22 protein-coding genes and 7 pseudogenes are annotated in these 21,915 nt (G+C 41.3%); 17 read left to right on the top strand and 12 right to left on the bottom strand.

Translation table 11 applies throughout. From position 1 onward, the window contains the following. From JCM19055_RS08210 to JCM19055_RS08220, 3 genes and pseudogenes are all read left to right on the top strand, one after another. Positions 1-1,253 (top strand): HAMP domain-containing sensor histidine kinase (locus tag JCM19055_RS08210; RefSeq protein WP_042359410.1); only part of this gene is annotated, 1,253 nt, incomplete at its 5' end. Between the two features lie 39 nt (positions 1,254-1,292). Continuing rightward, positions 1,293-2,232, top strand: a pseudogene (gene yhaM / locus JCM19055_RS08215) (3'-5' exoribonuclease YhaM). 128 nt (positions 2,233-2,360) lie between these two features. Next, positions 2,361-2,633: a sporulation YhaL family protein gene (locus JCM19055_RS08220; RefSeq protein ID WP_042359411.1), complete on the top strand. Its 273-nt coding sequence runs from the start codon at positions 2,361-2,363 to the stop codon at positions 2,631-2,633. A gap of 36 nt (positions 2,634-2,669) precedes the next feature. Here the strand turns inward: JCM19055_RS08220 and JCM19055_RS08225 are convergent, their stop codons facing one another. Next, entirely contained in the window at positions 2,670-3,593 is a 924-nt protein-coding gene (locus JCM19055_RS08225) for a peptidylprolyl isomerase (RefSeq protein ID WP_193745363.1), read from the bottom strand. 308 nt (positions 3,594-3,901) lie between these two features. On the opposite strand from JCM19055_RS08225, the gene JCM19055_RS25305 reads away from it, so the two are divergent. Continuing rightward, positions 3,902-4,015, top strand: coding sequence for a YjcZ family sporulation protein (locus tag JCM19055_RS25305; protein ID WP_081833545.1), 114 nt, complete (start codon positions 3,902-3,904; stop codon positions 4,013-4,015). Positions 4,016-4,070: 55 nt separating this feature from the next. Here the strand turns inward: JCM19055_RS25305 and JCM19055_RS27250 are convergent, their stop codons facing one another. Continuing rightward, on the bottom strand, positions 4,071-4,196 hold the full coding sequence (locus JCM19055_RS27250) for a hypothetical protein (RefSeq protein ID WP_265181972.1): 126 nt from the start codon (positions 4,194-4,196) through the stop codon (positions 4,071-4,073). Positions 4,197-4,391: 195 nt separating this feature from the next. Between JCM19055_RS27250 and JCM19055_RS08230 the strand changes: the two genes are divergently transcribed. Next, a complete protein-coding gene (locus JCM19055_RS08230; protein WP_042359413.1) occupies positions 4,392-4,934 on the top strand; it encodes a YpmS family protein in 543 nt (180 codons plus the stop codon). A 16-nt stretch (positions 4,935-4,950) separates the two neighbouring features. Here JCM19055_RS08230 and JCM19055_RS28985 read toward each other — a convergent pair whose 3' ends face one another. The 4 genes and pseudogenes from JCM19055_RS28985 to JCM19055_RS08245 form a co-directional block, all read right to left on the bottom strand. Next, positions 4,951-5,244, bottom strand: coding sequence for a hypothetical protein (locus tag JCM19055_RS28985; protein ID WP_052366100.1), 294 nt, complete (start codon positions 5,242-5,244; stop codon positions 4,951-4,953). Further along, entirely contained in the window at positions 5,219-5,512 is a 294-nt protein-coding gene (locus tag JCM19055_RS28990) for a hypothetical protein (protein WP_052366101.1), read from the bottom strand. The genes JCM19055_RS28985 and JCM19055_RS28990 overlap by 26 nt, the downstream gene beginning before the upstream one ends. A 164-nt stretch (positions 5,513-5,676) precedes the next feature. Next, positions 5,677-6,785, bottom strand: a pseudogene (gene serC / locus JCM19055_RS08240) (3-phosphoserine/phosphohydroxythreonine transaminase). 49 nt (positions 6,786-6,834) lie between these two features. Then, positions 6,835-7,270, bottom strand: a pseudogene (locus JCM19055_RS08245) (HIT family protein). A 135-nt stretch (positions 7,271-7,405) separates the two neighbouring features. Between JCM19055_RS08245 and JCM19055_RS08250 the strand changes: the two are divergent. From JCM19055_RS08250 to JCM19055_RS08260, 3 genes are read left to right on the top strand one after another with little or no spacing between them, the layout of a single operon-like run. Beyond that, positions 7,406-8,143: an ABC transporter ATP-binding protein gene (locus JCM19055_RS08250; protein WP_042359414.1), complete on the top strand. Its 738-nt coding sequence runs from the start codon at positions 7,406-7,408 to the stop codon at positions 8,141-8,143. Beyond that, a complete protein-coding gene (locus tag JCM19055_RS08255) occupies positions 8,140-9,372 on the top strand; it encodes an ABC transporter permease (protein ID WP_042359415.1) in 1,233 nt (410 codons plus the stop codon). Before JCM19055_RS08250 ends, JCM19055_RS08255 begins: the two co-directional genes overlap by 4 nt. Positions 9,373-9,391: 19 nt before the next feature. Then, positions 9,392-10,135 carry an EcsC family protein gene (locus JCM19055_RS08260; RefSeq protein ID WP_042359416.1) on the top strand — a complete coding sequence of 248 codons (744 nt, stop codon included), beginning with the start codon at positions 9,392-9,394 and terminating at the stop codon, positions 10,133-10,135. Between the two features lie 134 nt (positions 10,136-10,269). Here JCM19055_RS08260 and JCM19055_RS08265 read toward each other — a convergent pair. Next, positions 10,270-11,449 (bottom strand): annotated as a pseudogene (locus JCM19055_RS08265) (M20 family metallopeptidase). 141 nt (positions 11,450-11,590) lie between these two features. On the opposite strand from JCM19055_RS08265, the gene JCM19055_RS27255 reads away from it, so the two are divergent. From JCM19055_RS27255 to JCM19055_RS29010, 6 genes are all read left to right on the top strand, one after another. Beyond that, positions 11,591-12,055, top strand: a complete 465-nt coding sequence (locus JCM19055_RS27255) for a hypothetical protein (protein ID WP_042359417.1) — start codon at positions 11,591-11,593, stop codon at positions 12,053-12,055. Further along, entirely contained in the window at positions 12,015-12,359 is a 345-nt protein-coding gene (locus tag JCM19055_RS08275) for a LiaF domain-containing protein (RefSeq protein WP_042359418.1), read from the top strand. The genes JCM19055_RS27255 and JCM19055_RS08275 overlap by 41 nt, the downstream gene beginning before the upstream one ends. Positions 12,360-12,526: 167 nt before the next feature. After that, complete coding sequence (locus JCM19055_RS28995; protein WP_265181953.1) at positions 12,527-12,985, top strand: biosynthetic peptidoglycan transglycosylase; 459 nt, start codon at positions 12,527-12,529, stop codon at positions 12,983-12,985. Continuing rightward, entirely contained in the window at positions 12,975-13,577 is a 603-nt protein-coding gene (locus JCM19055_RS29000) for a transglycosylase domain-containing protein (RefSeq protein ID WP_265181954.1), read from the top strand. The genes JCM19055_RS28995 and JCM19055_RS29000 overlap by 11 nt, the downstream gene beginning before the upstream one ends. Then, positions 13,574-14,311 (top strand): penicillin-binding transpeptidase domain-containing protein, encoded by a 738-nt coding sequence (locus tag JCM19055_RS29005; RefSeq protein WP_265181955.1) that lies wholly within the window; start codon positions 13,574-13,576, stop codon positions 14,309-14,311. The genes JCM19055_RS29000 and JCM19055_RS29005 overlap by 4 nt, the downstream gene beginning before the upstream one ends. After that, a complete protein-coding gene (locus JCM19055_RS29010) occupies positions 14,311-14,685 on the top strand; it encodes a hypothetical protein (RefSeq protein ID WP_265181956.1) in 375 nt (124 codons plus the stop codon). The genes JCM19055_RS29005 and JCM19055_RS29010 overlap by 1 nt, the downstream gene beginning before the upstream one ends. A gap of 134 nt (positions 14,686-14,819) precedes the next feature. Here JCM19055_RS29010 and JCM19055_RS08285 read toward each other — a convergent pair whose 3' ends face one another. The 5 genes and pseudogenes from JCM19055_RS08285 to JCM19055_RS08305 form a co-directional block, all read right to left on the bottom strand. Next, positions 14,820-15,113, bottom strand: coding sequence for a hypothetical protein (locus JCM19055_RS08285; RefSeq protein ID WP_042359419.1), 294 nt, complete (start codon positions 15,111-15,113; stop codon positions 14,820-14,822). A gap of 16 nt (positions 15,114-15,129) precedes the next feature. Continuing rightward, positions 15,130-16,503: a methyl-accepting chemotaxis protein gene (locus tag JCM19055_RS08290; RefSeq protein WP_042359420.1), complete on the bottom strand. Its 1,374-nt coding sequence runs from the start codon at positions 16,501-16,503 to the stop codon at positions 15,130-15,132. A gap of 7 nt (positions 16,504-16,510) precedes the next feature. Continuing rightward, positions 16,511-16,801 (bottom strand): hypothetical protein, encoded by a 291-nt coding sequence (locus JCM19055_RS08295; RefSeq protein ID WP_042359421.1) that lies wholly within the window; start codon positions 16,799-16,801, stop codon positions 16,511-16,513. Positions 16,802-16,909: 108 nt separating this feature from the next. Then, positions 16,910-17,117: pseudogene (locus JCM19055_RS08300) on the bottom strand (methyl-accepting chemotaxis protein); the annotation flags it as partial. After that, a complete protein-coding gene (locus JCM19055_RS08305; RefSeq protein ID WP_152549812.1) occupies positions 17,056-18,090 on the bottom strand; it encodes a methyl-accepting chemotaxis protein in 1,035 nt (344 codons plus the stop codon). The pseudogene JCM19055_RS08300 and the gene JCM19055_RS08305, both read right to left, overlap by 62 nt. 374 nt (positions 18,091-18,464) lie before the next feature. Here JCM19055_RS08305 and hemE point away from each other — a divergent pair. From hemE to hemG, 3 genes and pseudogenes are all read left to right on the top strand, one after another. Then, positions 18,465-19,485, top strand: a pseudogene (gene hemE, locus JCM19055_RS08310) (uroporphyrinogen decarboxylase); the annotation flags it as partial. A gap of 13 nt (positions 19,486-19,498) precedes the next feature. Next, positions 19,499-20,429, top strand: a pseudogene (gene hemH / locus JCM19055_RS08315) (ferrochelatase). A 1-nt stretch (position 20,430) separates the two neighbouring features. After that, positions 20,431-21,816, top strand: a complete 1,386-nt coding sequence (gene hemG, locus JCM19055_RS08320; protein ID WP_042359424.1) for a protoporphyrinogen oxidase — start codon at positions 20,431-20,433, stop codon at positions 21,814-21,816. Positions 21,817-21,915 lie beyond the last annotated feature (99 nt).

Consider the following 21,915-nt stretch of genomic DNA (forward strand, 5'->3'; position numbering starts at 1 on the left):
TGTACATTCAAGGAACGTTAACGGAAGAAACGTATCGTATTATTGAACAAGCACAGAATCGCCAAATCAATCCGTTTAGCGGTCAGTTCGTTGAGATTGATGAAGAAAGTGCATTTATTGATCCAGAGCTCCGTGAAACGGGGCATTTACTTATTGAGGATTCTGTCGTTCGGCCGTTAACGTTACATGCCATTCCGCCTGATGCCATTGATACGATCATTAACAATGCGGTCTCTCAAGAAGGAGATACTGAGCGGTATGAGCTAACGTTTGAAGGTAACACATTGTTTTATGTGATTAAGCAATTCGATAGTGAAGATAACGACAATTATCTTATTTCGTTCATGTGGGATTCTTATCGTGATAGCTTAATTAACAGTTTATGGGGGAACTTTGTTTACTTGTTGATTTTAACAACAGCGTTCACTTTGTTACCAGCCATTTGGCTAACACGATATTTGCGCAAACCTTTGCGACTTCTAGGTAATCATTTTGAGCAAATTGCAAAACGAAATTGGAAAGAGCCTTTTCATTGGAAAGGCGATGAAGATTTCCAGAAGCTATCGGACCAATTTGAATTAATGAGACAGAATTTGATCCGTCATGATAAAGCTCAGAAGACGTTTATTCAACACGCTTCACATGAGCTTAAAACGCCAATTATGGTCGTGAAAACGTATGCCCAATCTGTGAAAGATGGGATCTTACCGAAGAATACAGTAGAAGAATCAATGGATGTAATTTTGCAAGAAGCAAATCGGATGGACAAACGTGTAAAGGATATGCTCTACTTTACGAAACTTGGGGCGATGAAAACGGAGACGATTAACCGTGAACGAATTTCATTTGGTGAATTGGCTTATCGTCTAGAAGAACGATATCGAATTCAACGTCCAGATCTGTCCTTTGTCATCCAAGGAGCAGAAATACAATTCCATGGCGATTTAGAGCAAATACAAATTCTACTAGAAAACCTCATCGAAAATGCGATGAGGTATGCAGAAACTGGCATTTGGATTAGTGCCAAGCAGTCGCTGCATCATGTTACACTGTATGTTGAGAACGATGGGGAACCGATTCCTGAAGATGAACGACATGCGATCTTTGATCCATTTAGAAAAGGGAATAAAGGTCAATACGGTTTGGGACTTGCAATTGTGAAGCAAATCGTTGAACTGCATCACGGGGAACATCATGTTGAGAACAGTAAAGGTAGGGTATCATTTCAAATGACGATCCCTGATCATGAGTAGGAGAGGAGGAGCACAGAGTTTTTGGCTCTGTCACTGACGATGAAAGGAATCTTTTATGCAAAAGTTGGAGATAAAATTGAGCGCTATATGCTCATTAGGCAATCGGTTCGCGGGATTGCAAGCAACGGAAAAGCGTTTTTAACGCTTAGACTTTCAGACGATACAGGTGAGATTGAAGCAAAGCTTTGGGGTGTCTCCCAAGAAGATGAATCAAAGTATGTAGGCAAAACCGTTGTGCTCGTTCAAGGAGAAGTGTTTGATTATCGAGGACGCTTGCAACTTAAGATTGCTAGCATTCGCCCAGCGAATGAAAGCGACCAAGTGAATTTAGAAGACCTTGTGCAAAGCGCACCGTTACAAAAAAAGAGATATGCAAGAGACGATTAATCAATATATCTTTGATATTCAAAACGCCAATGTGCAAAGCTAACACGCCATCTTGTCAAAAAAATATCAAGAAGAATTCATGGAAGCACCAGCAGCAACGCGTAACCATCATGAATTTATGTCAGGACTTGCTTATCATGTTGTAAGCATGTTGCATTTGGCAAAATCAATTGCCAATTTGTACCCGTCGTTAAATACGGATCTATTATATGCTGGCATTATTTTACATGACCTTGGGAAAGTACGTGAGTTATCGGGACCGATTGATACGGAATACACGATTGAAGGGAAGCTCATTGGGCATATCTCAATTATCGCTTCAGAAATTCATCAAGCAGCGAACGAGCTTGGGATTGAAGGCGAAGAAGTGATGCTCTTAGAACATATCGTTCTTAGTCATCACGGAAAAGGGGAGTGGGGAAGTCCGAAACCACCACTACTTCGTGAGGCGGAAATCATTCACTACATTGATAATTTAGATGCGAAGATGAACATGATGGACCGAGCACTTCAAAAGGTTGAACCTGGACAGTTTAGTGAACGCATTATGCCACTTGAGAATCGTACCTTTTATCGACCGAAATCAATGTAAGAACAGCGATCTGAGCAATTCATTGCTCGGGTCGTTTTTTTTAGTTATGTAATTTGGTTGTCATAAGCAACTGTCCTCCGACATAGTTTTATTAGTAAAGACTTGGACAAGTGTTAAGGGGTGGACTTATGCAAATTCGTTCAAAGCGAATGTTATTGACGTTAGCGGGCTTGTTTGTCGTACTTGCCATCGTACAACGATTTACTGCTGATACAGCAGTAACATCATTACCTTGGTGGGTGTTTGTCGTCGTATTGGCAGCGGTCGCATCTGGATACATGTGGATTAAATCAACATTAGAAGAGAAGAAAGTATCCGATGAATGGATTGAACAAGAAGGACGCGTGTATATTCGGAGAATGGAAGATGAAAAGAAACGTAGAATGGAACATAATCATTAAAAAGAAGACCACGACAACTCGTCGTGGTCTTTGTTCTTACATCATCGGTTCAGGTAGCTGAAACCATTCTTCATAGTCATCTTCTAAAATGTTAATGTCAGCTTCATTCATAAGCTCTTCAACAACTTCATTTGGACTTCTTGCTTCTTGTTCGTTGAGGATCGCTTCAATATCTTCACGAACGTCTTCAAATGAGTCATGACGATCTAATACTTCAATAATGTGATATCCGTAATCGAGGCTCGATTCAACCGGCTCACTAATTTCACCAACTTCAAGTTCAAAAGCTATTTCAGAGAAGTTCTCTTCCATAACTCCTTCACGTGGGAAGAAACCAACGTTTCCGCCTGCTGGAATGCTGTTAGTGTCCTCTGAGTATTCTTCTACAGCTGCTTCAAAGTCTGTACCGCCTTCAAGCTCAGCAATGACTTCTTCAGCTGTTTCTTCATCTTCAACGAGAATGTGACGAGCTTCCACTTGGTGGAGGCTGTCCTGATTTTCTTCATAATATGCTTCTAGATCTTCTTCGCTAATCTCAACGTCTTGGAAACGAAGTTCATCAATGACAACTTGCGGAATAATAAAGTCTTCTTTAAGTTGGTCAAGATCACTTACAGGTACTTGTTGCATTTGCAACATTTCCAAGAGATCTTCGTCATTTTCTACACCGAACTGTTCTTTTACATCATCTAATTCTGCTTGAATTTCTTCTTCAGAAATACCGAGTTCATCAGCAGCTTGGTTAAAGACGTAACTTTGTATCATTTGATTAAAGGCCATTTCTCCGAATTCATTTTTCATGTAGGCAACGAATTCGCCTTCTGTAATCGACTCATCATTAATTGATGCGATATCGGCACTTTCATCAACGTTTGTAGCGTTGTTTTGCTCATCGTCGTTATTGCAAGCGGCAAGCACTAATGTCATCCCTAGTGCAACCATAAGGTGTTTCTTCTTCAAAACAAACACTCCCTCATGTGTAATCATCCATAATAAGATCTATGTTCTTAGGCTACAAGCCGCCCCCCAGCGATTCTAAGTAGCGTAAGCATGAATATACAGGTAAGATTTCTCAAGACAACCATAACTATACCATAAAGAAGAATAAGAAAAAAATGCTTTTCTAGGTATATCGCCCAATCCAACTCGCCACTTCTACATAAGATAGCTTAAGAATGGGAGAGAGAAACAGACACAAAGACAACGTCGTTTCACTCGAGATATTGTCCTGTTCAGACCAATATACTTCTAGAAGGGGAGATTTGATCATGAGTTACGGTGGATATGGTTACGGCGGAGGATTTGCATTAGTAGTGGTTCTTTTCATCCTTCTTATTATCATCGGTGCATCTTGGGGTGGAGGGTACGGCGGCGGTTGCTAATTGCCGTTATACTAAAAAGGAGGGGATCCAAAATCCCTTCCTTTTTTCGTGCATATTAAATAATCAGTAACCGTACATACGTAGAGGTTAGTAAAATAATAATTAATACGTTTATGGTCGTAAATATGCTCGGAATCTTTTCTTCTGCAATTTCTTTTTGAACGACCATGGCATTCGTCATTGAATTAATGACGAGCAAATAACCCGCAGCAAAAAAAGATAAATAAAATTACTTCCATCCATAGACCTCCAAACCCTTATCTTCAACAACTGTACCAAAATTTAAGGAAAAAAAGATAGCAATACAATTTTTTTCGACTCGTTGCCATGAATCGTGTAAAGTAAGGGGTAATTCAATGAAATGAGGTGCACATACATGAAATGGAAGATTGCCTTTTTCGCGTTACTTGCAATCATCATCGGAGGCTTCCTTGTTGTCGTTTTACTACTTACATCATCATCCGACCAGCGAGTGATTCCAGAAGAACGACAGGTTGAAGATGGACTTGTACCTTTATTCACCGTGGAAACAGATTTAGAGCGGGTGAATCGTTACATTGAATCAGAGTTTGATGAACCATTTACCTTGGATAGCGAGGAAGGTCAATTACGTTTACGAAGCACCTATGAAGTACTCGGTATGAATGTGGACATTCAAGTTCAATTTATCCCAGAAATAACGGAGAACGGCAATATCCGTTTAATAGAAGATGGCTTTTCAGTTGGTGCGTTATCGTTACCAGCAAGTACAGTTCTTCGTCTCGTTGATGAGGCGGCTGACTTTCCGGATTGGATTTATGTAAATGCTAACGAAGGTGTTATTGATGTTCGTCTTACAGAGATTGAATTAGACAACGATCTAGTTATACAAGCTGAATCGTTTCAAGACGGTCAAATTACGATTCGAGGCAATTATTAAAAAAAACGCCTCAATGTCATTGAGGCGCTATACGTGGAGAAGAGCTTGCTGAAATGAGAGGCGTAGGCTCTTCTTCAAGTGTAAGTGTGTTAAATTGATCTGTGAAATCTTCACCGTAAATATGGCGGACAACAGTAGCCACTTCAGAGAACTCTGGGTATTTACCATATAAACTCTTCAGTGGAAGTGTGCTTTGGAGCGTATCATGCGATTCAGATGAAAAGGATTCCATCGTCTTTAAGAACAGAGACTTGCCTTGTTCAGTTAATTGAACATAAGTATGTCTACGGTCTTCTTCTTGCTTCCCCATAACGATTAAGTTTCTTTCTTCTAACTTTTTTTGAAAAATTGTACGCTGTTGAAACGTGCATTACACCATATTTAGCAATTTCAGATAATACAGGTGAGCCGAATTGATAAGTGATCCAAAGAATTTGATGTTCATTAATGTTTAACCCGTGGGGTTGTAGCCATCGTTGCCAGTCTTTCTCAACTGACTTCCAAAGTGCTTTGCTCAAATACGCAAGACGATGCTTAAAAGCAAGCGATTGTTCCCAATCTTTTCTAGCCTGGTCCATAACAGTCCTCCACAATTTGTGTCATTTCACTACACGATTCAGAAGTTTTTATAAATATTGTAAAAAGATGTCTTAGCTTTAGTATAGGTAAAAAGTATTTAAAATGGAAGAGAAAACCACAATGTCTTTGAAATTCATTGTGGTTTTCTTTAGATATTTCTGTTTTATCGGTGCTTTTTCGCAAATTCGTCCATGAAATTTTGTAAAACTTCACAAGATTCCAGAGGGACAGCATTGTAAATCGAAGCTCGTACTCCTCCTACAGAGCGGTGCCCATTTAATCCGCTAAAGAGCTTTTCAGAAGCTTCTGTCAAAAACTGCTTAGTTAATTCTTCAGTCGGTAACGTCCATGTGACGTTCATTAATGAACGAGACGTGTTTTCGCTATGTCCTTTATAAAACCCGTTGCTTTCGTCAATCGCATGATAAAGAAGCGCAGCTTTCTGCTCATTGCGACGTTTCATCTCTTCAAGGCCACCTTGTTCTTTGATCCAAGTTAATACCGTTTTCATCATGTAGATCGCAAACGTCGGAGGGGTGTTATACAACGAGTTTCCTTCTATATGTGTTTGATAACGCATAATCGCTGGAAGTTGTTCCGCATGTTCTGCAAAGCGCTCGACTAAGTCGCGTTTAACGATTACAACCGTAACACCAGACGGTCCAAGATTTTTTTTGAGCTCCTGCGTAAATCAAGTCAAAATGATCAACCGGAATTGGACGACTGAAGATGTCACTACTCATATCTGCAAAAACTGGGGCATTCCACTCTTTAAGAGGCTCATAATCTGTCCAGGCTGTTCCGTAAATCGTATTATTTGACGTCAAATGAATATAAGCGTCATCTTTACTCGTTTTAATCGTATCAAAAGCTGGAATGTGTGTGTAATGATCGGCTTTAGACGAAGCACCGCTGTACGTTTGCCCGATATAATTTGCTTCTTTTTTTAGCTTTCTCTGACCATGAACCGGTTAAAACGTAGTTCGCTCTCGTGCCACGCTTTAAAAAGTTATATGGAATCATCGCAAACTGATGACTAGCACCACCTTGTAAAAAAAGAACTTCATAACGATCGTCAATATTCATAAGCTCTTTAATAAGCGTCTTTGCTTCTTCATGCACTTGCTCGTAACTGTTCCCGCGATGGCTATGTTCCATAATGGACATGCCTGTTTGTTTATAATTCAGTAGCTCATCTTGAGCCACTCGTAAAACCGATTCAGGTAGAGCGGCAGGTCCAGCATTAAAATTATGTATTCTTTCGCTAGGCATATTCATTCTCCTTCCATTGAATTAAGAAGGTGATCACCTCCTTAATCAATTACGCCAGTCGTGTTTGTAATTGTGCTGCGATTTTTTGCATGTCGTCTGTGCTTAATTTGTCACCTTGATTTTGATCCCAGTTCGAATAAATTTCATCATCGCCGTAACGTGGGATGAAATGAAGGTGATAGTGAAATACCGTTTGAGAGGCAGCTTCACCATTATTGTTGACGAGGTTCATCCCGACACTGCCAAATTGTTCTTTTAACGCTCTAGCAATTTTAGGTGCGTTCTTCATGAGCGCTGCAGCCGTTTCTTCTTGTAACTCGAAGATGTTTTCTTCGTGTGTTTTTGGAATAAGGAGCGTGTGACCTTTCGTTACTTGGCTAATATCAAAAAAATGCCACACAGTTTTCGTCTTCGTATACTTTTGTTGATGGAATGTCTCCTGCAATGATTTTACAAAATACACAGTTTTCTTCGTGTGCAGACAATGTGAGTCCTCCTTTACTACTTGTAAGTCTACTATAGCAAATCTGACGTTAATTCACACTTCTAAACTTACATCCGTTTTCAATTTTAAAGGTTAAGGGTACAATAAACGTATTGGCAAGATATGGAGGGACACAATGACACAACTACTACACGTTCAAAGCGTTTCCGGCGGTTATAATCCGAACAAGCCTGTCATCAAGAAGGTCGAGTTTGGCGTTGAGCGCGGTGAGATTGTCGGTCTCATTGGCTTGAATGGCGCTGGGAAAAGTACGACGATCAAGCACATTTTAGGATTGTTAGAGCCGACAGATGGAGCCATTACGCTAAATGGGAAGACGATTGCAGATGACTTAGATACGTACCGACAAGCGATGAGCTTTATTCCTGAAACCCCGATTTTATATGATGAATTAACGTTATGGGAACACCTTCGCTTAACAGCGATGGCATATGATCTTACCGATTGGGAAGAACGTGCTGAATCGCTTTTGAAAACATACCGAATGGCAAAAATGAAACACTGGTTTCCGAGTAATTTCTCGAAAGGGATGCGCCAGAAAGTCATGATCATGTGTGCATTTCTAGTGAAACCAGAGCTGTATGTTGTTGATGAGCCATTTCTCGGACTCGATCCTGTCGGAATCCAGTCACTACTCGACCAAATGGTCGAAATGAAAAATAGTGGTGCAGGCATTTTAATGTCTACCCACATTTTGACTACGGCAGAAAAGTATTGTGATCGTTTCGTATTGTTACACCACGGCACGGTGTACTTAAAGGGGACGCTTGCTGAACTTCGCACACAAGCCAATATGCCAAACGCAGGCCTAGATGAGATTTATGTTGAAATGACAAAGGAAGATGATCGATGAGTATTGATCAATTGTGGCAAGAGAGGGCTAGAGAGTTTTGGTCAGTGAGTAGACGCTACATAACGCTCATGGCGAATAGCGGGTTAATGGTTGCCATCGGTGGGATCGTACTCATCATCGGCATTTACTATAATTCGTTTTTGGACTGGCTTCCAAGCACATTTCCGGTCGTACAAGTTCTAGCTGTCTTGTTTGCTTTTATGTTGACGAAGACGTCTGTACGGACGTTTTTCCAAACGGGCGATCTCGTTTACTTGCTACCTATGGAAGCGAAGATGAATCATTATTTACAAAGCGCCCTCCGTTATAGTTGGTTCATGCAAAGTATCGTGCTTGCGCTCGTGTTGTTTTTACTCGGACCACTTTATACCGATCGAATTGGTGAATTTAATCAATTGCTCATTACATTTCTTATTCTAATTGCAGCGAAAGGATGGAATGTGTTTGCTTACTGGTCGGAGCTTCGGTATCAGTACGTTTCTCAACAGTGGAAGTTGCGATGGCTACGATTTGCGGTAAACCTCGTATTTGTGTTTTTCGTATTTATGCTCGAGTGGTGGTTCGTGTTTGCTGTAGGGGTGGTTATGATTCTACTCTTATTCGGATATTATCGACCGTTACACGAGAAATACCGTTTGAAATGGGATCAGTTAATTTCATTAGAAGAAGAACGGCTAAATTCGTTTTACACGTTTGCGAATGCTTTCGTTGATGTGCCACACATTAAGGCAAGAGTAAGAAGACGAAGCATCCTTTCGAATCAATGGAATCGCTTAGTAACAAAGCGAAGCAATACGTACGTATTTTTGTACGGTAAAACGTTTGCACGTTCTGGTGATTATTTCGGTATTATGATTCGGTTAGCCATTGTAGGAGCGCTGTTAATTTACGCAACACCAGAAGACCTTCAAGGACTCGCTGTTGTTATTGCGATTTTGTTCACGTACATTACAGGTTCACAACTGGTGACGATTTACCACCATCATAAGACGATGGTTTGGCCTGAACTATATCCAGTTCCTGAACAAGTGAGGCAACAATCGGTACAGTCGCTCGTTCGCAATGTCATGGTCATTCAATCGATTTGGTTTACGATCATTACGATTATCACATCTTGGTCGATCTTCTATAGTATGATTGCCTTGTTTATGATGCTTTTAATGGTCATTGCTTATGTTAAAGTTCAACTTCCTAAATGGTTTAAACAATCACTACACGCGTTATCTTAATGTTGGGGAGGACGTTGTAATGGAAGCATATGAAAAGGAAGCTCTTATGGAGCTAAATGCTTGGAAACGCAAACTGGAAAAAAACCCATCGATGGTCAAAGATTGGACAAAGTCATTTCAATCAAAAATGAACGGGTACGTTCCTGACAAAGTACACGTGACCATCGGGAATGCAATACGACAGATGATTGATACGACGATGAATACGAGTGAATACGTCCAAAAGAAAGAACCGCTACAACACCTGTCATTAGAACAAAGAGACAAAGCGTTACAAAAAGCAATCGTTTCGTACCGGAGAACTGCAAGCTTAGAAGGAGCGGGCACAGGTGCTGGAGGCATACTCCTTGGCATGAGTGACTTCCCGATGTTGCTTGCCATAAAGATGCGCTTTCTATTCACAACCGCTCAGATATATGGTTATGATCCAAAGCGTGTCGATGAACGTTTGTTTTTGCTAAACGTTTTTCAAATGGCCTTCTCAAGCCGCAAGACACAACGAGAAACGTTAGCGAGAATGGAGCAGTGGCAGACGTTCGTTGACGAGTTCGGAGAAGAGCTAACGATTGACCAAGCGATTGACTGGGTAACGTTCCAACTGGAATATCGAGACTTCATCGACGTACCAAAGACATTGCAGCTCATCCCAGGGTTTGGATTGTTTGTTGGTGCAACAATTAATTATCAACTACTCATTCAACTCGGAGAAGCTGCACAATACTGTTACCGGATTCGCTGGTTTCAAGATCAGTTAAAACAATAAAGAGGAAAGCTCTGATTCTGAGAATCAGAGCTTTTTCTTTTTGGCATTTGTTTGCTTCGTTTGGCTAATCCCAACATAGAGGAGAACTTGCCGGATTCAAGAATGAAAGGAAGTCCACGTGGACTTCCTTTTCATTATGATTCTTTATAATAATCAATTGCTGCTTTTCCAAGTGTCTTTGCTGCGACGAGCATCGCTCGCTCATCGAAGTCAAAGAGGGGATGGTGGTGAGGCGCATTGTTTCTTCCATCCATAAAGGCTGCACCGGTGAAGAAAAATGTACCTTTCGTTTTTTTGTAAGTAGTAAGAGAAATCTTCACTTGCAAGTACAGGCTCTCGTTCATGTACGCCATTGACATCTGTAATGCCAGAAGCGATCTTCGCGATGTAGTTCGTCTCTGCTGAATGGTTAACGACAGGAGGATACCCTCTGCCATAGTCATATTCAATCGTTGCACCATAGGCTTTTGCTGTGTTTTCAGCTATTTCAAAGATATCTTGTTCTATTTGATTGCGAACATCTTCTTGGAACGTACGAACGGTTCCGACCATTTCGACTGAATCTGCAATGACGTTGTACGGGTTGTCAGCAATGAACTTGCCAACCGAAACTACTGCAGAGTAGAGAGGATTTACACGTCTGGCAACGATTGTTTGGATGTTATTTACGATTTGTGAACCGATAACAACGGCATCTTTTGTCGTATGTGGAAGAGCGCCGTGACCGCCTTTACCGTTTACTTTGATCGTAAAATGGTCTGCAGATGCCATAAAAGGACCGCTACAATGTTGAACTGTACCGAGGGGATCTTGTGACCATAAATGCGTTCCAAATACAACATCCACACCATCTAAGGCTCCGTCTTTAATCATCGGTTCAGCACCGCCAGGTGATAACTCTTCTGCATGCTGATGAAGGAATACGACCGTTCCGTGAAGCTCGTCTTCAACTTGTTTTAGCGCCTTTGCTAAGATGAGCAACGTCGCTGTGTGACCGTCGTGACCACAAGCGTGCATCACTCCGTCTACTTTTGACTTATACGGCACATCTTTTTGGTCTTGAATTGGTAGGGCGTCAAAATCGGCACGAAGGGCTACGACAGGTCCTGGGTTTTTGCCACTAATTTTCGCAACGACGCCGTTGCCACCGACATGTTCCTGAACTTCGTTTCCTAATTTTCTATGATAATCTGCAATGTATTTAGCAGTGTTCGTTTCATGGAATGAAACTTCTGGATTTTCATGAAGATGTCTACGAATTTCGACCATTTCGTCAAAGTGGTTGTCTAACAATTGGAACAGTTTATCTTGCATCGTGGATTCCTCCTTAAGTATTTGTCTATTGTAACATAGTAAAAAAAATTAGCAATGTCTGAAGCGCAATATTATAATAAATCTGAAACTTAAATGAGCGTTGTTACGTAACTATAGTAGCAACTCATACGGAGGTAAGACATGACGACAAAATGGGCGTTACACATTGTGTTCGTAATGATAGTGTTTAGTAGTATTTTTTTTGAATGTAACCTTATTAGGTATAACAGCGTTGGATTTATAGTACCACTTATTAGCGCCATGATTTTTACGTGGTTGTTAATGAGTAAGGAACCGATGAGTGCTTATCTTTTCGGTGTGTTGGCTGCTGGGCTCGCGGCTAGCCCGTGGGTGCCAATTCCATCATTTTTGTTCCTGTTCACACCACTTCTTTATATTCTTGGTGTGCGCCTTTTTAAAGCAAATACAGAAGAAATTGATGTGGACCGGTTATCAGCAGGTGAGAAGGTTGATCTAAATGAATCAGCTAAAATCAGTCAGGCAAGCCCTGAGTCATTTGATAACAACATTGAACAAATTCCAAATCAACAATGGATTATTTTTGATGAAGAAAAGTATAAAAAAACAAGCCTTTACGCTAGGTGATGAGACGAACTTCAACGTGATTTTCGGAACGCTACATCTAGATCTAACACGTGCGGACCTTCAGCATGATCATGTGGAATTATCCATCTTAAATACGTTCGGTGACGTGCGGATTATCGTTCCGCGCGATTGGTCAGTTGAAGTTGAATCGAATATTGTGATGGGGTCGACCCGTGCATTTAATCGATCACTTGAGGGGATGTTTAAACAAAAGACGTTACGCTTTGGTACGGACCAAGCGTCTTTAGGGCATATTCATATTAAGCTCATTAACGTTCTCGGAAGCTTCTCGATTAAAGCTTGAAAAAGAGAAAAAAAGCGCAGGACTTTTCTAGCTTTATTCTACAAAATTTGAGGTCTTCCCCACCAGTTACATGATTTTGCCAAGTTTATTGTACTATAATAGGGTAAGCATGTAACATTTAACTAGTAAAAGGCTCCTTGTTTTACGTGTACTGGAGGAAGCTAACGATGAAACCAAAAAAAATGAATAAATATGTTTTTATAAGTATTGTTGCAGTTTTATCGACATTCGTATTAGCGTTCGGTAGTTATGCGAGTGCGTTAATTGCTGGCAACTTATTAACGGATGAAGACAAGTTGAATTTTGCGCAAACAACGACAGTTGTTGATGAGCAAGGGGATCAAATTGCTCGATTGTACATTGAAGACCGTGAGAATGTATCGATCGATGAAATTCCTGAGCATGTTCAACATGCCTTTATCTCTGTGGAAGATCATCGCTTTTATGATCATCAAGGTGTGGATTTTATAGCGATTGGGCGAGCACTTTACCGAGATATTCTAGCGGGTGCAGCAGTAGAAGGTGGGAGTACGATTACCCAACAACTTGCGAAGAATGTCTACTTAGAAAATGAAAAAAACGCTCATGAGAAAAACAAAAGAAGTCTTAATCAGTATGAATCTTGAGCGACAGTTTTCAAAAGATACGCTTCTTGAGATGTACTTGAATCAAATTTATTTCGGACACGGAGTGTATGGAATTGAACGAGCGTCTGAGCAATACTTCGGCAAAAGCGCAAAAGACTTAACAATTGCTGAAGGGGCGCTACTCGCAGCCATTCCTAAAGCGCCGTATAACTATTCTCCAGCATCGGATGTTGAACGAGCAGAAAAGCGCCGTGGGACGGTGCTTGCGCTTATGGAACGACATGGTTACATTAACAACGAAACGAGAGAAGCAGCGGCTCAAACTGCTATTCAAACCGATTTACACACAGAACCCGACATGCACCCGGCTTGGTTTACGTATGTGGATATGCTCATTACAGAAAGCATTGAGAAGCACGGCATATCTGAACAACAAATACTAACAGGTGGGTACCGAATTGAAGTTCCGATTCATAAAGATGTTCAAATGGCTGCATATGAAGCTTTTCAAGAGAACGGCAACTTTCCTGGTGAGAGTGAGCAAGTACAAGCGTCCTATGTACTTTTAGATAATGACACTGGTGCTGTAAAAGCCGTACAAGGTGGACGAGATTACGTTCGTAAAGGTTGAACCGTACGACGATTAAGCGACAGCCTGGATCATCATTTAAGCCGTTATCAGTTTTTGCACCTGCACTTGAGAGTGGCGAATACAAACCCTATTCAATGCTTAAAGATGAAAAGCTCGAGTACGGGGATTATAGCCCGAGTAACGTAACGAACGAGTATCAAGGGAACATTACGATGCGAGATGCGATTGTGCAATCAACAAACACGTCTGCTGTGTGGCTTTTAAATGAAATGGGAATCGATCAAGGTCTAGAATGGGCAAACGAAGCTGTAACGCCGTTTAAAGACGAGGGCCTTTCTGTTGCTCTTGGCGGGATGTCTGAAGGTGTGACGCCACTAGATATGGCTTCTGCGTATACGTCATTTGCTAATGGTGGTGTGAAGTCAGATCCGTATTTTATTTCTTCAATCAGAACGAAGTCAGGAAACAATTTAATTGAACCTGCCATTGAGCAGCAACGGCTGCTTAGTGAGCAAAATGCATGGTACATGACGCGGATGTTAGAAGGCGCTGTAGAAGAAGGGACAGGCCGACCGGGTGAGACGAACCATGCACTTGCAGGGAAAACGGGTACAACGAACTTTGAAGGTGTAGAAGGAGCCAACCGTGATGCTTGGTTTGTCGGTTACACCCCGCAATACACTGGCGCTTTATGGATGGGCTATGACAGCACAACAGAAGAGCAGCATTTGCAAGAAGGCAGTGCATACCTACGAGACTGTTTAAGCAGTTAGTGAATACTGAGCCAGTCACTGAACAAGGCGTCGCGTTTATGAAACCAGATGGGGTGCAAGATCTTGAATCACCGGTACAATTAGCACAAGTCGATGATTTAGATGCGGAACTAACGTTAGAAGGAGAAGGGTTTTTGAATGTTGAACTAAGGTGGACGGCAGCTGAAGATGATCGTCTCGTCTACAACATTTATGAAGTTAAAGGTGGAGAAGCAAGTAAAGTTGGAGAAGTAACGGGTGAGGGAACGTACACGGTGAACCGTGCCAATGTGTTCTCTTTAAATGACTATATGGTTGTTCCTTACAATCCACAAACCGGTCAAGAAGGTGAACCGTCTAATGTTGTCGGTGTTCAATTTATGTCACTGTTTTAATTAAAAAGACCCGTATCCTTTCATGGATACGGGTTTTGTGTTGTGGAGGTACGTTCACTGAATGATTGTCTGCTTAGAATTGTCACAGAAGTGATCTCAGTAATCACTACAACTTCTGAACTTTTGCATGCTCATTATGAGCGGTACTGCTGCAATTGATCATCAATATCAATCGAGACTTTTTGTAACTCGTCAGCGGTGATCGTAATGGATTCAACCGTAGACGCTTGTTCTTGAATCGCGCGTGAAATGGATTGGCCGTTCATCATTGTTGACTCTGATTTTGACTGAATCGTTTTTAGCTCAGTGAGAACATTCGTGCTGCTCGTTTGCAACTCTCTAATTAACGTTTCAATATTGGCAGCCATTTCTTTCGTTGATTGAATCGTATATTCAATGCGATTAAACGTATCAGATAAGTCAAGCAACGTTTCTTGACCTTCATCAATTTGTTTTTTTACTAATCGTCGTTTGAGTGATCGTATTGTCGATTTTGTCGTTCATTTCTTTCAACGTCTTGCTAATTAATTTCGAAGATTGCTCACTTTCATCAGCGAGATCACGGATTTGCTTCGCTACGACTAAAAATCCTTCACCACTCTGTTTCGTTCGAGCCGATTCAATGTTTGCATTTAATGAAAGCAGTCTCGTTTGGCTATTTACATCGTAAATGTGATTAATAATTGTAATTACCTGGTCTGAAGATTGTTTTGCAAGTTGGATCGTCTTTTCAGTTTGTTCGTGTTGATTTTTAATGGCTTGCATTTTCTGAAGTGATCGTTCTAAGTTTTCTTTGCCGACCGCAACTTTATTGTTCGATTCATCATTCGTTTGTAAAACATATTGCACCTCGGTATACGTGTTTTGTAAGTTGTCGTGTACCGTAGTAAACCGAGTATTGGATTGCTGAATATGTTCGTTAAGCGACGTTTGCACGTCGGAGATTTCTTGCACCGAACTCGCAATGTCTGTTGAACCGGCGTTTACTTGCTGAACAGCAGCGGCTAATTCTTGGCTTGAAGATGATAATGAACGACTTGCAGTCGTCATGTTGCTCATCGTCCCGGCTAAGTGTCGGTTCATTTCATTAAGGTCTTCTGAAAGCTTCGATAATTCATCGTTACCGTCTTCAGGCAATGGTGATCCGTCAAGATTACCAGAAGCAATGGTCGATGCCCGAGTGGATAATCGTTTAATTTTTGACGTCATTCGAGTCGTAAAGCGATAGAAAATGCTTCCTGCGATCACTGTCGCAACAATACTAACAATGATTGCGACAACGCCGATGGAGCGAATGCTTTCAAAGCTTTCGGTTGATGCATGCTCTGCTTGTACGAGAAAATGATCTTCCAAAATGTTCGCATGATCCATAATCTCTGAACTCAAAAACTCAAATCCTTGCCACGTTTGTTCGCTTGGGATCGTCCCACTCTCAATATAGGAAGACATTCGCGTGTCAAACATTTGATTGAGCATTTCTAATCGATTTACAGAAGTAACTTCTTCTCGGCCATCGACATGCTCTGAGAGGGTGGAAGTGAGTTCGTTCATCTGTTCAGATAACGCTATGTATTCATTAAAGTTTGGATCTTCTCCCTCGGTGAGTTCTGTAACGATAATGTATTTTTGTTGAAACGTCGTCGTTGTTTCTTGGGCATCGCGTGCCAGCTCGTTCCAAAAACCAATTTCATCGGTTTGCGAAGACGCATTTTGTAATAAAACAAAAATAATTAAAAACCCAATTAGAAAGCAAAATGTGAGTACTAACAGTATGGATAACAGTTTCGAGCGAATCGTCCGTAAGCGAATGATCTCCACCCCCTTGTTATGATGAAAGCTTAAATTGTGTGAAGAGCTTCTCAAGGTCCTCTACAATTGTTGCCAATTCTTTAGAAGCATAAGTGATGGCATCCATCGTAGCCGTTTGCTCTTCAATCGTAGCTGCAATCATCGTACTATTTGCAGTTGCATCTTCAGACGATTGTTGGATGGAATATAGTTCGTTTGAGACGGCAGCACTTTGTTCTTTAACAGCAGTCACAAAACGGTGAATCGTAAGCGACCTTGCTTGTACGGTTTGAAACGCTTCTAAAAATTGAGCATAAGTCGTTGCCAACTCGTCAAGGACGTGTGTTCCTTCTGTAATTAAATCTGTACTTTTTTTTCGATTGGACAGTGGAAGACTGAATGTTTTCTGCCATCGAAGAAATTGTTTTCGTAATTTGATTCGCTGCATGTTCACTTTCTAATGCGAGTTTACCGACTTCTTCAGCAACGACAGCAAACCCTCTACCAGAACGTCCAGCACGGGAAGCTTCAATGTTCGCATTTAATGCAAGCAAACTCGTTTGGTTTGAAATATTTTTAATGTTAGTGACAACATGGTGGATGTCTTCTACAGCTTGATGTAGTTCTACAATTGTTTTTTTCATGGTGATCGTTTTGGGTCCTAATGTGTAGCATATGGTCAACGGACTGTTGTAATTTCTTTTGACCTAAGACGACTTGGTCATACGATTGCTCATTGTCTGTGACGATGGTTTGTAGTGACGATGCAGCATGTTCGATTTCTTGATCCATTATCGTAAATGTTTGTTTTGAACGATTGATCGATTCATGCAATTCTGATTGTTGTTCAGCGATATGTTGCACCGAGTTTGTCACTGTTTCAGCACCTGAATTGACATCTGTAGTCGTCGCAACGAGTTCTTGTGACGAAGAAGTAATCGTTTGACTGGCTCCTGATAACTTAACAATCATCGATCGAAGCTGATTCGTCATAAGGTTGATGTTTTGTGCAAGCTGAGACAATTCATCACGCCCTTTAACAGGGAGGTCAGCCCGGGATAAGTCACCACTTGCTACACGTCTTGCGCGATTTGAAATTTTACGAATAATCGTCGAGATTCGTTGTGCAACGACCCAGAAAATCACAGAACCGATACTCGTAGCAATAACAAAAACGAGTAAACTTCCAATCACTGCTTGTTGCATCGCTGCTTGCATTTCTTGTTCGGATCGCTCTGCATTAAGGTTAAAGTAATCTTCTAATTCACTTGCATACGTACGCATCTCAGCATTTAAATAGCCGAAACCATCAAGGGTGCTGGAACTTGGTACAATTTCTAGCGTCACATACTGCTGTACTCTCGTATTAAACATCTCATTAAAGAACTGCAAACGCTCTAGCGCTGATTGTGCTTCTTCATTTTCGATTGCTGCTTCTAAATTGAGCAAAATTGTATCCATGCGCTCATCGAGTGTATGAAAACGTGAATAGTCAGGCTCATCATACAAGTAAATGTTGTTAATGAAGATGTACTTTTCTTGGAATGTGGAAGAAACTTCTTGTGCTTGTAACGCGTAATCGTTCCATTCACTAAGTTGTTCAACTTGTGCATCCATTTGCCGAATTAAGAGAAAGATAAGAAGAAATCCGAGCAAAAAAACAAAAAAATTATAAACGTGAGTGCGAGAACATTTTTGACTTTAAGCTAGTTCCATTCCCTTTCATATCCAAATCCCCCCTTTTTAGTTCATTTTAAATGTGACATTCTTCTACGATTTTATGAACGTTTTACCAAGGTTCTACACAAGACAATCATTCTTCTATATGGTAAAAAGGTATAGGACTTTGATTTTCTATCGTAAAACTTTCATTTTGGCGTACGTTTACGTGTAAGAATGGGTATGCTATGGGAATAGGCATACATAGCACTAATACTATTATCGGTAAATCATTTAATGTTTAAAGGGATTGTTTAGAGGAGTGTTTATTTGTGGGAGCTTTTAATGATCGTTTTCTTCGTGCAGCAAATGGTGTAGGAGAGAAGACAAAACCAGTTTGGTACATGAGACAAGCTGGACGTTCACAACCGGAATATCGGGAATTGAAAAAGAAGTACTCATTATTTGGAATTACAAAAGACCCTGAGCTTTGCGCTTATGTAACAAAGCTTCCAGTTGACCAGTACAACAATGACGCGGCAATTCTTTATAAAGATATTATGACACCACTCCCAGCGATTGGCGTTGATGTGGAAATCAAAAGCGGTATTGGTCCAGTCATTCATAATCCAATTAAAAATAAAGCAGATATTGAACGATTAGGTTCACTTGACCCAGGTGTAGATGTGCCACACGTCATTGAAACGATTAAACTGCTAAGAACGCAATTGGATGTACCGTTGATTACGTTTGCTGGTGCACCATTTACGATGGCAAGTTACATGATTGAAGGCGGTCCATCGAAATCGTATGAAAACACGAAAGCGATGATGTATGGAAGCAAAGAAGAATGGGATCTTCTTATGGATAAGCTTAGTGACCTTACGATTACGTATGCGAAAGCACAAATTGCGGCAGGCGCTCAAGCGTTCCAAATCTTTGATTCTTGGGTAGGTACGTTAAGTGCAAGTGATTACCGTACATTTGTAAAGCCAACGATGGCGAAAATCTTCTCAGAGCTTAAAAAAAGAAGACATTCCACTCATTACGTTCGGTGTAGGAACGAGACACTTGCTTAAGGAATGGAATGACTTAGACGTTGATGTTATTGGTTTAGATTGGCGTACTTCTGTAACAGAAGCGAGAGAGATGGGCATCCAAAAGACGTTGCAAGGAAACTTAGACCCAGCTATTTTATTAGCTCCGTGGGAGACAATTGAAGCAAGGGCGAAGAAAATACTTGATGAAACGGAAAATGACCCGAGCTTTATTTTTAATCTCGGTCACGGTGTTACGCCTTCAATTTCACCGGATACGTTAAGACGTTTAACGCAATTTGTTCATGAATACAGCGGAGGAATCAATAATGAGCAAGAAAACGATCGGTTTACTCGTTATGGCTTACGGTACACCCAGAAGCCAAGACGAAATCGAACCATACTACACACACATTCGACACGGAAGAAAACCATCAGACGAAGCATTGCAAGATTTGACTGATCGCTATGAAGCGATTGGTGGTGTTTCTCCTCTCGCTCGTATTACAAATGAGCAAATGCAAGCGCTCGAAGATCGTTTAAATGAAAGAGAAACAGACATTGAATATAAAGCGTATCTTGGATTGAAGCACATTGATCCATTTATTGAAGATGCCGTTGAGAGCATGAAAAAAGACGGCATTGAAGAGGCTGTTAGCATTGTTTTGGCGCCACACTATTCGACGTTTAGTGTGAAATCGTACAATGGACGAGCGGTAAAGAAATCCGAAGAAATTGATGGACCAACGATTCATGCTGTTGAAAGCTGGTATACAGAACCTAAATTCATCAAATATTGGTCTGATCAGTTAAAGGAAACGCTCGATCGTGTTGGTCGTGACAACTCTGTCGTCATTTTTTTCTGCTCATAGCCTTCCTGAGAAAATCCTTGCGGATAACGATCCTTACGTTGATCAATTGCGGGAAACGAGTCGTCTCGTTGCAGAAGCTGCGGACGTAAAGAATTATGAAATTGGCTGGCAAAGTGAAGGAAACACTGCTGACAAATGGTTAGGGCCAGATGTTCAAGATTTAACACGTGATTTATATGAAGCCCGTGGTTATGAAACGTTTGTTTATTGCCCACTCGGTTTTGTCGCTGATCATTTGGAAGTTCTTTATGACAATGATTATGAGTGCAAAGTTGTTACTGATGATCTCCAAGTGAATTACGAGCGACCACCAATGCCAAATGCGAAATCGTTGTTTATTGACGGACTTGCTGATGCGGTATTAAAACAATTGGAATACAGTCGCTAAGATGAAAGTAGCGATTATCGGCGGAGGGATCACGGGGCTCTCCGCCCTTTATGAGTTGAGCAAACATCCTGAAGTTGATGCTGAACTTTTTGAAGCAAATCATATGCTCGGTGGGAAGATCCGGTCTTATCATCGAGAGGATTTTGTCGTTGAGCGAGGAGCGGACTCATTTTTAGCTCGGAAGCCCGAATTAATGGCGCTCGTGTCTGAATTAGGCATTGAAGATCAGCTCGTCACAAATGAAACAGGACAAGCGTTTATTTTGTATAACGAAGAGTTGCATCCAATTCCAAAGCCGTCTTCAATGGGGATCCCTTCAAGTTTAAAGCCGTTGCTTTCGACTTCGTTACTTTCAACTAAAGGCAAGATGCGAGCGTCATTGGATCTTGTTAAGCCAAAAGCAAAGTTGGATGAAGATGTAGCGGCAGGGCAGTTGTTTCGTTACCGTTTCGGTGATGAAATGGTTGACCGCTTGTTAGAACCTTTGCTTTCAGGGATTTATGCAGGTTCTTTAAATGAATTAAGTCTAGAGTCTACATTGCCTCAATTTAAAGCACTTGCAACAAAGCATCGAAGCCTAATAAAAGCGAGTGAAGCAATTCAGAAGAAACAGCCTACAGCGGGGACGAATACTGGGCAGTTTCGTACATTTAAAAACGGACTTATTACGGTTATAGAAGCGTTAGAAGCCAGGCTAGATCAAGCGTCGATTCATAAAGATCATAAGCTCGTTTCAGTTGAACGTGATGGCAATCAACATCGACTCAGTTTTGAGAACGGGCATGAAGAAATTGCGGATGCTGTCATTATGACGGTCCCGCAACCGGTCGCAGCCAATACATTTATTGAAGACAGACTTTCTGAGCGGTTAGAGCGTCTACGAGGTGCGTCGGTCGCAACGGTTGCCCTTGCGTTTCGTGAAAGTGATGTAAGTGAACGGGCGGATGGTACTGGATTTCTCGTGCCAAAAGGGAACGACACCGTCATTAAAGCGGTGACGTTTGTTGATAAGAAATGGCCAACGTCTGTACCTGATGGACACGTCTTACTTCGATCATTTGTCGGACGACCAGGGCAAGAAGAAATCGTTAACGAAAGCGATGACGTTATCGTCGAACACGTAATTGAAGGTTTGAGCAAAATGCTCGAGATTAATGGTACACCTCTGTGGTATGATGTTGAACGATGGCAAGAAGCAATGCCAACGTATACAGTCGGTCATAAACACCGAGTACAGCAATGGAGAGAAGCGGTCAACAACACGTATCCCCACGTGCTTTTAGCGGGCGCTTCGTACGATGGTGTCGGTTTGCCTGATTGCGTACGACAAGGAATAAATGCTGCGAATCAAATCGTAAATCAAGAGAAAAATAATGACAAACAGTAGGTGGGCTGTCTCATAGCCCTCCTTTTTTTCATTGGCAGAGGGGACAGTCCCCCGACGCTTTAACGTGCTGGGGGACTGTCCCCCAGTGCAGTAACGTTG

Origin of the sequence: Geomicrobium sp. JCM 19055 (genome assembly GCF_000698185.1) — a bacterium.
Classification (GTDB): domain Bacteria; phylum Bacillota; class Bacilli; order Bacillales; family Marinococcaceae; genus Geomicrobium_A; species Geomicrobium_A sediminis.